The sequence below is a fragment of the Drouetiella sp. genome (genome assembly GCF_059504425.1).
In genome coordinates, this window is sequence record NZ_JCACIN010000111.1 from 1 (window position 1) to 15,930 (window position 15,930).

Here is a 15,930-nt window from a genome sequence, read left to right on the forward strand (position 1 = left end):
CCCACAGGAGTGATGACTTTTCCACTGCTGCCAAAGCTGGTGTCAAGCGTACCGTCGATGTTGTAGCGCGTCAATGCAAAGTCATTATTGGTGCCGTTGAACGCAACGCCTGCTACGACAATCTTGCCGTCTGGCTGCACCACTACGCTCTTGGCTTGGTCAAAACCGCCATTGAAGTCAAGCGTGGTTGTACCGCCTGTGCCAAACGTGGTGTCGAGATCGCCCGGAGCCAAAACGCTGGGATAGTTGGCAAGTGTTGCAGGAGAGAGAGGAATCTGGGGCAATGCACAGGCAGCATGAGAGGTCGGGATGCAGACTTCTAAATGCCAATTGCCGCCCTCAGAGACATGACCTGTAGGAGTCTCGGAAGCATAGATGGTGGCTCCAGTCAGGTGATGCAAGCGTTGGAGAAATTGAGCACCAATAGGGGTAGCAGCAACGTTGCAACCGTAAAGAAAAATTTGGAAGTCTGCTTTGACTCTTCCTGTGCTACCGACCTGAAGCCAGCTTCGTAGTTGAGCCGCATGGCGGCTCATCGACCCACTCAGTTCCGTATTTCCCAAATAGAGCGTGCCGGGAGAACCGTGAGAGAAGAGATGTAGGCTAGAAATATCGGGATAACGGCACAGTGCATCTGTGATTTGAGCAATTCCGTCTTGGTGCAGATCCAGAATCACTAGAGCCGCCTGATTGCTAGCGCCGTCTGCAAGCATCAGATAATTATCGATGCCTGCATCAATGATGATGAGCGTATGGGGCGATCGTACTGCTGCTTTGTATTGAAGCATTGCACCACAGCTTAAAGATGCGGCAGTTTGCTCAAGAGAGGGATTGAGAGTAGAAGAGTCTGTTAAAGCAGTAGCGGGTACGATCGCGCAATTCATAAACCTATCCTCAGTCAGGGAAATTACTTAGTTAAAAAAACTACAGAGGTTGACAGCAAAAACTAACAGACATGGCATTTGTAAACCCAGGATTAAGTATCATTAGACACCTGAGTTGAAGCTGCCAGATCTGCCGAATAACAGATGAAACATCAGAAATTTTGTAAATTTTGCCCAATGCCTACAGAGACACAGGCAGCAAATTTAACTTTATTTAGTAAGAGAGTCAGTAACTACACCCTAGTATTCCCCGAAGTGATGAGAAACAAACAGCTCATGAGCCATGCTCAAAAGTGGCAGGGATGAAACAAATCTTTATGAGTGCAAATGCCTCTAAAGATTGAGCTTTAAAGAACTATTGACAGCAACTGTTACGTAAAAGATTTAGATAACTTCACATTTTTATGCGATCATCATTCAGGGTATCGATACTCAATAGGACTTGACAAATAAAATTAATTGGATAGTTCAGCAAGGATTCGGCAAGCAAGTTGTCTAATCCACATGACATCTATAAAATATTTGGCTTGAATACTGGGTTGTTACGATCGCAACGGGTTGGCAATATTGATTAACAGCAGATTAGTCTGTTAGGAGAAAAAGACATGGTAGAGCGTCCAATTAAGAAGTCTGAACGGCAGACAGTGGCTGAAACATCTGAGATGACCGAAACATCTGCGGCACCTGAGACCAGACAAGAGCCGTCTGAAGCGCCTCCCAAGAGAGTTGTGCCGATGCCCAACAAAGATCCCAACAGAGATCGCACTACCAGTCGGGATAATGATCGAGATAAAGATCGCGCTAAAGGGAAAGGGAAAGGCGATCGCCGAAGAGATGAAGAAGGCGTGAGCAAGCCCCCTGCCGCTATGGCTCTGATGCGTGGTCCCCGACCTTCTAAAGCTAAGCCGCCTGTGATTGAAGAACCGATCGTTGAACCCCAGGAAGAGCCTGTGGTAGAGGTAGCTGAAGAGGTCATGGAAGTCGCTGAACCCGTAGCTGAAGCTGCCGTAGTAGAACCTGTGGCTGAACCTGAAGCTGCTGTGGTCGCTGAACCCGTAGCTGAAGCTGCTGAAGTAGAACCTGCGGCTGAGGTAGAACCTGTTGTTGAACCCATAGCCGAAGCTACAGCTGAAGCTGCTGTGGTCGAAGAGCCAGTGGTTACACCTGAAGCACCTGTGACCGAAGCACCTGTGACCGAAACTGAAGGCATGGTTGAGAAAACTGAGACGGAAGCTGCTTCTGCAACTGAACAACCTGCGGCTATGGAAGCTGCTGCTGTTGAAGAAGCTGAGCCTGAAGCTGCGACTAAAACTGAAACAGAAGAACCTTCTGCATCATAAGTCTGAGTGCTTTTGATAGTGACGCGTTTCAAGGTCAAATAGCGATCGCCTTTGCCTTGGTCAAGTCTATCTTGATCAAGGTAGAGGCAATTTTTTAAATAGGGGCAGCGATCGCATGAATAGCCGCGAGTTTAAAATCCTGACCCTCTAAGCTCTTCAACTCTGAAAACTTAGAGGGTCAAAATTCTAGATTACAGTTTTTCGGTCAAGCCTTTAACCTTCTCGCCTTTTTACTCAGATGTAGATTGGTAGATTGCCGTAAGTAGAAGTATCCGCTCGCCTCTATTTACGGCAACCAGCCTGCGATACCCCAATGGTTGGTCTTGTATCAGGTGTCAAACTGAATATCATTCTTGTTGAAGTTGACCCGATTTTCCCCGGTTGGAAATCCAGCTTTTCCATCGCCGTCGGTATCAACATTCGTGTGTAGGTTGGTGTATAAATTACCTGCCAAGAATGCAGCCTGTTCTTCTGGAGTTAACTCAAATTCACCCGTAACCGTACCTGATTTACCATCAGTTGGAGTATTAGTTAGATACCGCACAACAGTAGCATCTGCGAAATTACCGCGATCGTCACCAGCAGGGCTGAAGTGCAGGTGAGTCCCAGAAATTTTGTTGCCTTCTACGTCTTGTGGAACCTTCAAGAAACCGTTAATCAAGGATACTGGATCAGAGCCATTCAGAATGGTCGCTTTAGGATCAATGACCGTTTCACCCTGGCTAAAGAGAGGCGCTCCATCAAAATTTTGATAGTTTCCATTGATGCGAAGCACACCTGACTTTAGCTCAGCAGTGAGATCGGTTGTGCCAGGGCTATCGTTTTTGAACGGGAATTCATTCGCACCAGAAGTCGCCCTGACCGGGGTAACGCTAAAGCTATCATCACCCAGATATAGGAAATCATCTCCCGCACCGCCAACTAACTTATCATCCTGAGTGGTGCCGTTAATCTGCCCCTTGCCTTGCTGCGTTTTGAGTCCATTAGCTTCTGCAAATCCCGCATCATTTTTGACGAAGTCTACTACCTTAGCATCATCAATCTGAGCAAAGTTTTGTGCAGTTAAAGTTTCTGCCTTAGTAAAAGTCAATGCACCCAAGATATGTCCGCCGTTCTTGTCAATAATGAGAGCATTGTTTTCGCTGTCTGTTGGCTGATCAAGCCCACCTTTACCCGGATTTTTGCCCTGAGTAATCAGAATGTCTTCCATCTTTAAACCACCCGACAGAACAAATTTGTCCTGCGTGGGATCAAAGTCGAAGATACGATTAGTCGTCTCTTTACCTAAAACAACGGCATCTTTTCCTTCACCAGTCGTGATGGTATTAAATCCACCTCCATCTCCAAAGATGAGGTCATTTCCACGGGCGCTAGTCACCGTATTTTTGCCGCCACCTGGATCTAGCAGATCGCCCAAATTACCACCGATTTGGTTTACTAGATCTGTCGCTGTCTTCACTTTCGCAATCTGACCAGAATCAAAAGCCTTGATAGAGTCAAGCCCGTCTAGCGAGATATGGGTCGATTGACCATTCGTTACAGGTGCATGGTCATGATTATCCTCTGACAAACTCGCTTTATTAGAACCAAAAGATTGGTTCAAGCTATTGTTTAAATCAGATTCTAGCAACGAAGAGCCTTTCGACTGCTGTTTAGAATCGCTTGAATGAGAAGCATCGATCGCATGATTATCGGCTGCAAAAGAGTCTTGCGCTTGATAAGTTTTTGAGTCAAGTCCTGCCATAATTAATCCTTAAAAGATTGGAAAAAGTCTAAAATTGACCACCGCCGCGACTATCGCAGCCATGAGGCTATGGTCATAGAGATTCAGTTGCAAAATCCATCGTCGTTGGAAAGTTTCAGCATTGCAGAATTAGGGCACATTGCGGTGAGTCGGGGTACCTTACCCCGACTCACAACCCCATGCTCTAGATCAGCAAGACTAAGGCTTTAAGCTACTTTGAATCTCTAGGAGCGATCGAATCAGGCATGGGGGCATAGCATTTTCAGTCGCTCTTCACTCAATATATTTAATTGGAACAGCCATGTCAAGTAAGTTCCAATTAAATATATTGAGTCAGAAGCCAAAAAAGCAGGAGAACGATTATCCTCCTGCTTCTTATTTAACTAAACTCTGGCTTGCACCTGTGTCAAACCATTCTGACCTCTACTGAGCGGGAGCCAGTACTGCTTTAACTGCAACGCTGCTAACACCCTTAATTTCTTTCGCCAGAGGCTCAATTTTGTCTAGCTGATCTTGAGTCTGAACTGTTCCAGAAACAACAACAGCTCCATCTTCAGCATCCACAGCCAATTTACTGTTGGGAATGTTGGCTTCAAGCTTACTGCGAACCTCACTTTCGAGATCGCCATCTGCCCGATCTGCGTCGCCTCCAGTGGCGTTATTCCGCTGTTCACGGGAGCGAATATCGGAATCAAGCTGTCTTTGACGAACGTCATTCTGGGCATCATCCTGTGCAGTTTGAGCGCCCTGGGCTGTCGGAACCTGTCCACTATTGTCTGTGGAATTGGGCGCATCTGAAGTTGTCTTAGCAGTGCTGCAAGCCGCAGCAGTTACCATCAAAAATCCACTCAATAGGAACGGGACGATTTTCTTCATATCTTTGATTCTCCAACTGTTTGTCTGAGCACTGTTTGTCTGAGCACTGTTTGTCTGAGCACTGTTTGTCTGAGCACTATTTGTTTGAGCACTGTGTATGCAGAGTTGAAAGCTTCCTAGCCCAAGTTACGACGATTGGCATTGGAAACATCTGTTCCTTCTGGATAGAGAGTGCCAGCAGGATGGGTTGCCGGGTCATGGCTGCCAGGAACAGGAGCGCCATCAGCATAGGGGGTGCCATCAGAGTAGAGGGTACCGCCAGGGTACGCAGCGTCGCGTGCTTTGGCATTTGACTCATAAACACCCCAGTCTTGGATGCCTCGATGACTCAAAATCAGTTCAGCCTGATGGATTTCTTCATCTGAACCTTCAACCATGACCAAATAACTGCCTTGGGAAACGCGATCGCTGTACACTTTCGCCCGATCTTCAGGAATTCCCAGACCTACTAAACCACCTACTAGGGTTCCTGCGGCAGCTCCAATGGCTCCACCCGAAATTGTGGTAGCCAAAGCCGTAGCTGCTGCTCCACCTAGCATGACTGGCCCAATACCCGGAATAGCCAGCGCACCAAGACCCACTAATAGCCCAGTCAACCCACCTAAAGCGCCACCTGCCACTGCACCTGTCTTTGCACCTGTGCCTGCTTCTGTATCATGTGCTGCGCGTCGGCCAGCATCAGAGAGACGATCGCTTGCCTCTGCTCCAGAAATTTCGCTATTGCGATCGATATCACGACCTACAACCGATACCCGATCCATTGGAAATCCGCTATCTCTCAACTCACGCAGAACTGCCTCTGCATCTCCGTGGCTTGAAAATGTTCCCACGGCCCGTTTGTGCTGTCCTAGTACCATGATTTCCTCCTACCATTTTGCAAACCAAAGTGAGTGCAAATGGAGTATTTTGTAGTGTGTGATACTATGCTAGGTTTAGAATTCAGAACCTCCATCATCCACAAGAGAGACTATCGTTTATCTTTTTAGGGAGATCGATAAAGTATGATTTTTGCAGCCTTTTATCTTCTCTCTTTTATCTTTTCTACATCCAGGATAGAACCTCAATGCAGCTTAAAGTTAACAAAGACACAATCTTCAAGCAGACCACTGAAGACGCAGTACAACTACCATCCAGCGATAAAACTACAATACAGAAAGGTACAGTTTTCAATATTCATTCTTGGAAACTCTTAAATCAAAGTCATCTACGTATCGCACTTCTGGGAAAATTTATTGGAGAGCCGCCCCGTAATACCTGGTGCGTCTACATACCCGATATTCAACTGATTAAACTTTCAAGTGTGAGAGTTATTCGCAATACTTTTTTTAAGCAAACGCCAGACCCTAAGCCAATCTCTAGTTCGCCGCTCTCTAGTTCTGAAGTTGCGGTTTCAGCGGGTACAGTCTTTGAGCTTCTGTCTTGGTCGGTTGAAAAGAATCATCTCAAAGTTGCTCTGTTTGATAAATTCTTGGGAGATCCTCCGCGCAACACATGGTATGTCCCCGTAACTGAAATAAAGTTTATCAATCAGCAGCCTCAAATCATTCCGGTTCCCCAACCTTCACTTAATCCAGATGGGTTGCCGATCTCTAAAACTCTTAATATGCCTCACAGAAGTCAGCTTGATAATAAATTCAATCCAACAGGTGCTTGTAATGTGACCTCGTTTGCCATGGCAATGATGTACTTTCAAGTTAAAAGGAAGACCAATATTGGGCAATGGGAGGATGAGCTGTATCTGTACATGCAAAACAATAATCTAAATCGCTGGGACCCTAATGATTTAGCCGTGATGGCTCGTTCCTATGGGTTAGTTGATGATTTTATCAGCCGGGGCACGCTTTCTGATCTACGTCGAGCGATCGCAGAAGGTCGTCCCTGTATTATTCACGGTTATTTTACAAGCTTCGGACATATTGTTGTGGTACGAGGCTATGATCCCTACGGCTTTTTTGTTAATGATCCCTTTGGGGAATGGACATCGCTAGGGTACCGTAACGATCGCTCTGGGAAAAACCTCCACTACTCTAGTGCGCTTATTCAAAACAAATGTTCGCCCGAAGGAGAAGACCATATTTGGATGCACCGTCTTACAAAAAGGTAATTGGCTCCTAGAGGTTTGAGAGCATAGAAGTCGCTAAGTAAAGTCTCCCCGCTGCCCTGGTTATTGCACTAAAAAGGGCTTTGGGGATGACCGTTGGCTTGACGCGACTTCCAAGCCGATCGCCGAATCGATCGCTTTTCTTCAGTCAGTTCCGCAAAGCAGTCTGGGCAAGAGACGCCAATTTCGTAGGCAGGAGAATTCTTGTCGTTTGTAGAAATGGGGTGCCCGCAGCCTAGACACATTTCGTGAGTTCCTGGCTCTAGCCCATGCTGAATAGCAACTCGCTGGTCAAACACAAAGCATTCTCCTTGCCAGAGGCTATCTTCAGCCGGGACTTCCTCAAGGTATTTCAGGATGCCGCCTCTGAGGTGATAGACCTCCTGAAACCCTTGCGACAAGAGATAGGCAGAGGCTTTTTCGCAGCGAATGCCCCCCGTACAAAACATAGCCACTTTTTTGTGTTGAGCCGGGTTCAGATTGTTCTGTACATAGGTGGGAAAATCCCGAAAAGACTCAGTTTCAGGGTTTTGCGCGTTTTGGAAGCTGCCAATTTTCACTTCATAATCGTTGCGCGTATCAATCACAACGGTGTCTGGATCGGTAATCAGGGCATTCCAATCTTGAGGGTTAACATAGGTGCCAACCTGTTCACTCGGATCGACATCGGGCAGTCCTAGCGTCACGATTTCTCGCTTTAATTTCACCTTCATCCGATCGAATGGGAAGGTATCCGCAACAGATTCTTTATGTTCCAAATCCGACAGCCGCCCATCCGATCGCAAATAGGCCAGCACAGAGTCGATCGCCTCTCGTGATCCGGCGATCGTGCCATTGATCCCCTCCTGCGCCAGCAAAATTGTCCCCCGCAGGTTTTGCGCCTGACACACGTTGAGTAGGGGCGATCGGATTTCGGCAAAGTCAGACAGCCGCACAAATTTATAAAAGGTGGCAACAACCCAACTCATGTTTCCTGTGTCTACTTATGAAATATGGCATTACGTAATTGAGTTAGGATGAGTTATTTTTTGAGAGCCGCGCGGAGCGCGGCTCTCAAAAAATAACTCGTTGGATCTAATCGCGTAGCACTATACCATTCTCGCTTGTTGAAGGGTCAAACATCACCTCAAATTTCTCATTGGAGTAAAGTTGCCGCATCACCTGACAATAGCCCTCGGCATCGGAGCATTTGTAAAACCGCGCTAGGTCTTGATGCCGAGCCTGAGAGAGTAGACGCACGACAATCCATCGCTGAATGCGATCGGCATGTATTGGGGAAAGGCGATCGACAAAGATTAGCAAGTCTGAAGCATCGGCTGGCTCGCGATTCCTGCCTTTTACCGACGTAGCATGACCTCTTCTGACTTAGATTGGCTACGGCGATCGCGCACTTTTTGGCGGGCGCGCCACTGACGAATTGCGATCGCCGTTCGCATAATGGGCGATAGATAGCCTTCTGGGATTTCTTCTTCGGCAATGACACCCAGCGGCGTGCTGTTCATGCAGTCTGCCAGAGAGTCTAGGTAAGGCTCTAGGTCGAGCATCCGCAGCACTTCTTCAGCATTTTGGTAGCGATCGCGGCAGGAAACCTTCAGCATCTTATCCAAGACTTTGCTAAAGTGATCGCTGACCTGAACTGCCGCTTGCCAATTGACTTCGCCCGTCGCCGGATTGTAGTCAAACTCCATCGGCGGCTTGCCCGTCAGCAAATACAGACAGGTCACCCCCAGGGCAAAAATATCGCTGGCATAGGTCGATCGCAAAGCCAACTGTTCGGGTGGAGCAAAGCCCAGGGTGCCCACAAAGTGGGTTGTGGTGGCGCGTTGGGTGCTTTCTCCCATACGGATAAAATGCTCTTTGACGGCTCCAAAGTCAATCAGCACCAGGCGACCGTCGTCTTGGCAGCGAATAATATTGGGGGGCTTAATATCGCGGTGGATGACGTTATTCTCATGCACGTAGCTCAGTACGGGCAGGATTTCCCAAAGAAACTGTTTCACCTCTCGCTCTGACAGCGATCCTTTCATCTTGACTTCACGCGCCAGAGTCCGCCCTTTGATATACTCCTGCACCAGATAAAACTCGCCATTCACCTGAAAATAATTCAGCAAGCGGGGAATTTGGGCATGGCTGCCCAACTGGCTGAGAATCTTAGCCTCGCGCTCAAATCGCTGGCAGGCGCGCTGAAGCGCCATGGGATGACTGACTTTAGGGCACAAGAGTTTGATGACGCACAGAGGGCTGCTGGGTAGGGCAACGTCTCTCGCGAGAAACGTCACCCCAAATCCGCCGCGTCCTAGGGTGCGGAAGATCTTGTAGCGATCGCGAAACAGCCGATCTGACCCGCAGATTTGCCCCAGATAAGTCTGATGCTGGGGTGAGGAGCGCAAGTTATCCAGTTGGGGCACTGATGAATCCATTGGCAAGTCCATGGGTCAAAGGTCGCGAGTTCCCTGTCGCTTGAATCGATCGCCCAAACAAGCTCAGCTAAAACGCCATCGGCTCAAACATCACTGGCTCAGAACAATCACTGGCTCAGAACAATCACTGGCTCAGAACACTATTTAGTTGAAACACTAATAGAAATTGTCCCGCCCTGAAAGGAAATATAACATCCGTAGTTCTAACGACTGCGTAAAGACACAATAAAGAGTTGGTCAAGTTAATGACTGTAATTAAGAACACGCCTTGCTTTAAGCCATCTTAAGTAAAAATACGACATTTTTGTCTAAACTCGGTAAATTTTTTGACTAAGCATCTCAAGCTAAGCATCTAAAGCAATGGCGCGATCGCTCCTACACCCAAAAATCTACCGCGTCATAGCTCAAATTCGCCAGCATTTGCCGCAGTAAGGGCAAACTCAAGCCAATGACATTGCTGTGGCAACCCTCAATTTTTTCGACAAACATGCCGCCACGCCCCTCTAACGCGAAGCACCCGGCGCAGCTCATTGGCTCTCCAGTGGCAACGTAGGCGGCAATTTGGCGATCGCTCACCTCAGCAAAATGCACCCGCGTCATCTGCGAACGCACTAACACTCGGTGCTGCACTTGGTCAATTAGCGCATGTCCGGTATAAAGCTCTCCTACCTGACCTCGCATCTTATGCCATCGGGCGATCGCCTCTGCGGAATCTGCGGGCTTGCCGTGAATTTCGCCATTCAGCGCTAACACAGAATCGCAGCCCATAATCAGGGAATCTGTCAATTGAGAGGCTACAGCACCCGCCTTTCCCTGTGCTAAGGTTCTGACTAAGACATCGGCATCTGTTATCTGAATTTGAGACTCGTCAAAATCGCTGGGCCAGACGATCGGCGTAATGCCAGCGGTTTGCAGGAGTCGCCGCCGAGCGGCAGAAGCCGAAGCTAGAACGAAGGGAGGAATACCCATTTGCAAATCGATAAAGGGTGCCGTTTCAAAACATAACCTGAATTAAGCTGCTTGTGTCAGACATGAAATTTCTGCAAAACATCAGTCCAGCGACGCGCGTCCTCACTCCCGCCGATGCCGAGGCATACCTTTCCGTGCGTCTGCGAGCGCTTCATGAACAACCACCCGCTTTCGGTTCGCTCCCCGAAGGCGAGCCAAATCTTTCCGAGACTGCTGTGAGACTTCAGGAAAGCGAGGATCGTTGCTTCTTCGGAGCGTTTCAAAATGAGCAACTCATTGGCATCGTCCGGATTTCTCGTTATTCAGCGCTCAACGAGAAGCACCGGGCTTATTTAGGGGGATTGTATGTTCTTCCCTCCTTTCGCGGTCAGGGCTGCGGTAGAGCGCTGGTTCGCGAGGCGTTGAGCTGGGCAGCGATCGCGCCAGGTGTTACTTCAGGCATTACTCCAGACATTACTCCAGGCATTACTCCAGGCATTACTCCAGGCATTAGAAGAATTAATTTAACTGTTGTCACCCAACAGGAGGCAGCAATCCGCCTTTATCAGTCCTTGGGCTTCCACATCTACGGCACCGAACAGGAGACTTTTTCGAGAGACGGACAGTTCTACGACGAATACTTGATGACCTTGAAGCTCAGCTCTGATATAGCCCTACGTAATGTAAGTTAGGACGAGTTATTTTTTGAGAGCCGCGCGGAGCGCGGCTCTCAAAAAATAACTCATTGGATCTGAGCGCGTAGCGCTATAAAGACCACTAAAGCAATAAGAATGCAAAAGACGCTCTATGCTTGAAGATGAAGTCTTGCTGTTGGGCGGCATCATGCAAATTTATTTAGACTACAGCGCTACTACCCCCACTCGTCCTGAGGCGATCGCCCTCATGCAGCAAGCCTTGACCCAAGAGTGGGGCAACCCTTCTAGCCTGCACCATTGGGGCGGACAGGCTGCCACCCTGCTAGAGCAAGCCCGGATGCAGGTTGCCGATCTAATTAATGCTAGTGCCGAGGCAATCGTCTTCACCTCTGGCGGCACAGAATCTGACAATTTGGCGATCATGGGCGTAGCGCGGCAGTACGATACCCCGCAGCATATGATCATCTCCAGCATCGAGCATTCTGCGATCGCTGAACCTGCCCGGCTGCTGAAGCGCTGGGGCTGGCAGGTGACTTGTCTGCCTGTCAGCACCCAGGGGAGAATTGACCCAGTCGATCTGAAGGCGGCGCTACAGTCCAACACGGTGCTGGTTTCCATCATTTATGGACAAAGCGAAGTGGGCACCTTGCAACCGATCGACATTCTGGGACAAATCACCCGCGATCATGGGGCACTCTTCCACACTGACGCCGTTCAGGTTGCCGGACGCTTGCCTATTGATGTGAAGCGCTTGCCTGTCGATTTACTGTCCTTATCTAGCCACAAGCTCTATGGGCCTCAGGGTGCAGGTGCGCTGTACGTGCGTCCTGGGGTCAATCTGGTGCCTCTTTTGGGAGGAGGTGGACAGGAATTTAGCCTCCGTTCTGGCACTCAGGCAGTTCCCATCATCGCGGGTTTTGGCATCGCTGCCGAACTTGCCGCTCAGGAGATGGCGATCGAAACACCACGACTCATACAGCTACGAGATCGCTTATTTGATCAGCTCGCTGACGTGACGGCACTCGTACCCACGGGCGATCGCCTCCATCGGTTGCCTCATCACGCCAGTTTTTACCTGTGTAATGCGGATGGAGAGCGGGTCAGCGGCAAAACCCTCGTGCGGCAAATGAACCTAGCAGGCATCGGCATTAGCGCGGGTTCGGCATGCAGTAGCGGCAAGCTCGTTCCTAGCCCGATTCTCAAGGCGATGGGATATGGCGATCGCGCAGCAAAATCAGGCATCCGACTCAGCTTAGGGCGACAGACCACCGAGGCAGATATCGACTGGGCGGCGATGGCGCTGAAGCAGATTCTAGAGCGATTGGCGGGACGATCGTTGTCCTACTGCTCGTAAAGCACTTTTGGGTGCTGCTAGATTGCAAAGTCCTCTTAATATCTCTCAAAAGCTGGATTTCAAAGGCGCAGAGCGCCTTTGAAATCCAGCTTTTGGGGTTTTGTGGCGCGCGGAGCGCGCCACAAAACCCTAATTTGCGAGCTGCCGATACTTCAAAACGCACTATGTTCTAGAAAATTTTGGTACCCTGAAAAGCAACCCTTTCAAAGCGTCTTTTCGCTATGAAAATTCTTCACGGTACCTGGATTCCTCAATCAGAATCAACGTTTGTTCAAGGTGGCGCGTTTTATCTTTGGGTAGAAACGACTGAAAGCAAAAAGTTTCGCAAGCCGACTCAACAGCATCCCAATCAGCTCTTTAAAGCCGATTTAGCCTTGCTACTGACTCAAGAACTGGGCATTCAGCCACCGGGCTATCGTAAGCTGGAAGAATTGATTTCGCCGCAATATTTTCTGCTGCCGACTGTTGCCAACCATCCTTTGCCCTCGCTGGAGCTTTCTCGCTACCTCGAAGCAGAGTTACCCGAATCCTTTGAGTTGCAATATTGGCAGGTTGATTGCTATCAAACGATCGCTTCTGCCAGAACGGGAGGAACCGTCAACAATATTGTGAGCCTGCTGAACGACCTACATTTTCTGGCAATCCACAACCTAACGGACATTCAGCTAGGCGCGGATCTGCTGTTTTGGTTTCATTACACGCAGGCGCTCAAGCGAATTATTTTCAAGGATCAATATATTCCTGCTCTGAAATACCGAGAATTGGAGCTGAAATCAGCCGCCTCAAAATCATCTACCTCAAAATCATCTGCCTCAAAATCAGCACAGACGAAAGCGAAGGCGGAAACGAAGACATCCGCCAAAATTAGAACATCCGCTAAAGCCGCTACAAGAACTACGCGATCGCCGCGAGCCAACCTGGCAAAACCACGGGCTGTCACCCAAACGATCGATGTTTCTGCCAAAAGCTCAGCTAAATCATCTGCACCCACAAATTCCTTTGAGATCTATCCCGGCTGGGAATTTATTGGAGAAGAGTACGAATCCACCATTCAGCAGCATGTCGAGTATATGCCGCTTGCCTGTGTCGCGGGTTTTGCGGAATCCCGCGACACACCCGAATTCTACGATCGCGCTACCCTGTTGCGCCACTTTTCCGAGTGTTTGCTGACTGATATTGTGACTCACACGCCCACCACACAGGCGTATGAAAAAACCATTGCCGATTCACTGCTCTTTGACTGTCTGAAACGCAGCGGTCAGCCTGCGGTTCCTTCCACATATCTAGAACTTTACCAGCAGTGGCAAGGGTGGCGCGATCGCATTGTCCGCACCCAGTCCAATCTGCCGTTTTATCTCTGTTTTCATCTGCAAGATCCGGCAAAGCCCAACGATCCTTGGGAGGTGCAGTTTCAGGTTGCGCCCAAAAGCGATCCCTCTCTGAGGGTCTCTTTACAGGACTATTGGCGGATGCGCGCCAATCAGCAAAAACAAGTTCAGAAGCAGATGGGGCAAGATTTTGAACGGCAGCTCTTGATGAATCTGGGCTACGCGGCGCGGATCTATCCTGACCTTTGGCGGGGATTGGAAACCGACCAGCCTGTGGGCATCACGCTCAATTTGGAGACGGCATTTGCCTTCTTAAAAGAATCGGCATGGGTGCTGGAAAACGCGGGCTATAAGGTGATTGTTCCAGCCTGGTGGACACCCCAAGGGCGGCAGCGCGCCAAGGTGCGCCTCAAAGCCAAGGGCAAATCGCTGACGGGGGGCGAGGATAAAGCGAAGTCATATTTCTCGTTTGAGAGCCTGGTAGAGTACCAGTATGAATTGGCGATCGGCGGTGAACCCGTTAACGAGCAGGAATGGAACCAGTTGGTCAGCGCTAAAACGCCCCTGGTCAAGTTTCGCGGACAGTGGATGGAGTTAGACCAAGACAAAATGAAGCAAATGCTGGAGTTCTGGAAGACCCAGCAGCAAGAAAATCCAGAGCTGAGCCTATTGGACTTCCTCAAGCTCACCGCAGGAGATGACAGTTTGGAGTTGGAGGTCGATCGCCAGAGCGGTCTTTCGGATATGCTGGCAAAGCTAGAGGATAAAAGTCAGCTCCAGCCTGTTGACAATCCTAAGCAGCTTCAGGGGAAACTGCGAGAATATCAAAAGCGAGGCGTGTCCTGGCTGCAATACCTGGAGAATCTGGGGCTAAACGGCTGTCTTGCCGATGACATGGGTTTGGGTAAAACAATTCAGGTGATTGCCCGATTGCTCCAAGAACGGGAAATTGCTCAGAAAAGCAAGACAAAAATACCGCCCACGTTACTGATTGCACCTACTTCAGTAATCGGCAACTGGTATCATGAAATTCAGAAGTTTGCGCCGAAGATTCAGACTTTAGTGCATTACGGAACGGAACGCGCGAAGGACAGCAAAGAGTTTAAGCAAGCCTGCCGAGAGCATGACTTGGTGATTACCTCCTTTGCTCTAGCCCGTAAGGACATCAAGCTGTTCGGCGAAATCAACTGGCACCGGATTGTGTTAGACGAAGCGCAGAACATCAAAAATCCCAAAGCCGACCTGACCAAAGCCATCCTGAAGCTGACGGCACCCCATCGGCTGGCGTTAACCGGAACACCGATCGAAAATCGTCTGCTCGATCTCTGGTCAATTTTTAATTTTCTCAATCCAGGCTACTTGGGCAACCAGACGCAATTTCGCCGTAACTTTGAGCTGCCAATTCAAAAAAGTAACAATCCGCAGCAGTCCCTGACGCTAAAGAAATTGGTGGAGCCTTTCATTTTGCGACGGCTAAAAACCGATCAGTCTATCATTAAGGATTTGCCGGATAAAGTAGAGCAAAAGCTGTACTGCAACCTGACGAAAGAACAGGCTTCTCTTTATGCGGCGATCGTCAAAGATGTGGATACCCAGCTTCAGGAAGTAGAAGGGATTCAGCGCAAAGGATTAATTCTGGCGACCTTGACGAAGCTGAAGCAAATCTGCAACCATCCGATGCAGTTTTTGCAGGACGGTAGCGACTTCACGCCAGAGCGATCGCACAAGCTTACCCGCCTGAGCGAAATGGTGCAGGAAGCGATCGATGAAGGGGAAAGTATGCTAATTTTTACCCAATTTAACGAACTGGGTCAGGCATTAGAAAAATATCTACGGCATACCTGTCATTACAACACCTATTACCTCTCAGGCAGCACTGCGCGCAACAAGCGGGAACAGATGATTGCTCAATTTCAAGACCCCGAAACAGAGCCTTCTGTGTTCATTCTGTCCTTGAAAGCGGGCGGTGTCGGCATTACTCTAACAAAAGCAAACCATGTGTTTCATTTCGATCGCTGGTGGAATCCAGCGGTAGAAGATCAGGCGACCGATCGCGCCTTTCGGATTGGGCAGAAAAAGAATGTTTTTGTCCATAAATTTGTTGCTATGGGTACTCTGGAAGAACGCATTGATGAAATGATTGAGGACAAGAAAAAGCTGGCTGGATCGATCGTCGGAGCTGACGAATCATGGTTAACCGAACTCGATAATAATGCTTTCAAGAAACTAATCGCGCTTAACAAAACCGCCATCCTGGAATAACGTCGAGAGATTGAAAA

Annotated in this window: 13 protein-coding genes; 5 read left to right on the forward strand and 8 right to left on the reverse strand. The window is 49.0% G+C overall.

Translation table 11 applies throughout. From position 1 onward, the window contains the following. Positions 1–884 (reverse strand): DUF4347 domain-containing protein (locus AC5JMP_RS24850; RefSeq protein ID WP_495854190.1); only part of this gene is annotated, 884 nt, incomplete at its 3' end. Between the two features lie 605 nt (positions 885–1,489). On the opposite strand from AC5JMP_RS24850, the gene AC5JMP_RS24855 reads away from it, so the two are divergent. After that, entirely contained in the window at positions 1,490–2,224 is a 735-nt protein-coding gene (locus AC5JMP_RS24855; RefSeq protein ID WP_495854191.1) for a hypothetical protein, read from the forward strand. Between the two features lie 328 nt (positions 2,225–2,552). Here the strand turns inward: AC5JMP_RS24855 and AC5JMP_RS24860 are convergent, their stop codons facing one another. The 3 genes from AC5JMP_RS24860 to AC5JMP_RS24870 all read right to left on the reverse strand — a co-directional run bounded on the left by AC5JMP_RS24860 (position 2,553) and on the right by AC5JMP_RS24870 (position 5,701). Then, the gene (locus AC5JMP_RS24860; RefSeq protein WP_495854192.1) at positions 2,553–3,968 is read right to left on the reverse strand and encodes a CHRD domain-containing protein; all 1,416 of its coding nucleotides are present in this window, start codon (positions 3,966–3,968) and stop codon (positions 2,553–2,555) included. Positions 3,969–4,391: 423 nt separating this feature from the next. Then, positions 4,392–4,844: a BON domain-containing protein gene (locus AC5JMP_RS24865; RefSeq protein WP_495854193.1), complete on the reverse strand. Its 453-nt coding sequence runs from the start codon at positions 4,842–4,844 to the stop codon at positions 4,392–4,394. Between the two features lie 116 nt (positions 4,845–4,960). After that, a complete protein-coding gene (locus tag AC5JMP_RS24870) occupies positions 4,961–5,701 on the reverse strand; it encodes a DUF1269 domain-containing protein (RefSeq protein WP_495854194.1) in 741 nt (246 codons plus the stop codon). Between the two features lie 206 nt (positions 5,702–5,907). On the opposite strand from AC5JMP_RS24870, the gene AC5JMP_RS24875 reads away from it, so the two are divergent. After that, positions 5,908–6,948: a C39 family peptidase gene (locus tag AC5JMP_RS24875; protein WP_495854195.1), complete on the forward strand. Its 1,041-nt coding sequence runs from the start codon at positions 5,908–5,910 to the stop codon at positions 6,946–6,948. 68 nt (positions 6,949–7,016) lie between these two features. On the opposite strand, the gene trhO is transcribed toward AC5JMP_RS24875, so the two are convergent. The 4 genes from trhO to AC5JMP_RS24895 all read right to left on the reverse strand — a co-directional run bounded on the left by trhO (position 7,017) and on the right by AC5JMP_RS24895 (position 10,334). Next, the gene (trhO, locus tag AC5JMP_RS24880) at positions 7,017–7,913 is read right to left on the reverse strand and encodes an oxygen-dependent tRNA uridine(34) hydroxylase TrhO (RefSeq protein ID WP_495854196.1); all 897 of its coding nucleotides are present in this window, start codon (positions 7,911–7,913) and stop codon (positions 7,017–7,019) included. A gap of 106 nt (positions 7,914–8,019) precedes the next feature. After that, positions 8,020–8,247, reverse strand: a complete 228-nt coding sequence (locus tag AC5JMP_RS24885; protein WP_495854197.1) for a hypothetical protein — start codon at positions 8,245–8,247, stop codon at positions 8,020–8,022. A gap of 35 nt (positions 8,248–8,282) precedes the next feature. Beyond that, entirely contained in the window at positions 8,283–9,377 is a 1,095-nt protein-coding gene (locus AC5JMP_RS24890; RefSeq protein WP_495854198.1) for a protein kinase domain-containing protein, read from the reverse strand. A 363-nt stretch (positions 9,378–9,740) separates the two neighbouring features. Next, on the reverse strand, positions 9,741–10,334 hold the full coding sequence (locus AC5JMP_RS24895; RefSeq protein ID WP_495854199.1) for a Maf family protein: 594 nt from the start codon (positions 10,332–10,334) through the stop codon (positions 9,741–9,743). Positions 10,335–10,396: 62 nt separating this feature from the next. On the opposite strand from AC5JMP_RS24895, the gene AC5JMP_RS24900 reads away from it, so the two are divergent. The 3 genes from AC5JMP_RS24900 to AC5JMP_RS24910 all read left to right on the forward strand — a co-directional run bounded on the left by AC5JMP_RS24900 (position 10,397) and on the right by AC5JMP_RS24910 (position 15,913). Continuing rightward, positions 10,397–11,005 carry a GNAT family N-acetyltransferase gene (locus AC5JMP_RS24900; RefSeq protein WP_495854293.1) on the forward strand — a complete coding sequence of 203 codons (609 nt, stop codon included), beginning with the start codon at positions 10,397–10,399 and terminating at the stop codon, positions 11,003–11,005. Positions 11,006–11,156: 151 nt separating this feature from the next. After that, entirely contained in the window at positions 11,157–12,323 is a 1,167-nt protein-coding gene (locus AC5JMP_RS24905; protein ID WP_495854294.1) for a cysteine desulfurase family protein, read from the forward strand. Between the two features lie 221 nt (positions 12,324–12,544). Continuing rightward, complete coding sequence (locus tag AC5JMP_RS24910; protein WP_495854200.1) at positions 12,545–15,913, forward strand: DEAD/DEAH box helicase; 3,369 nt, start codon at positions 12,545–12,547, stop codon at positions 15,911–15,913. Positions 15,914–15,930: the final 17 nt, after the last annotated feature.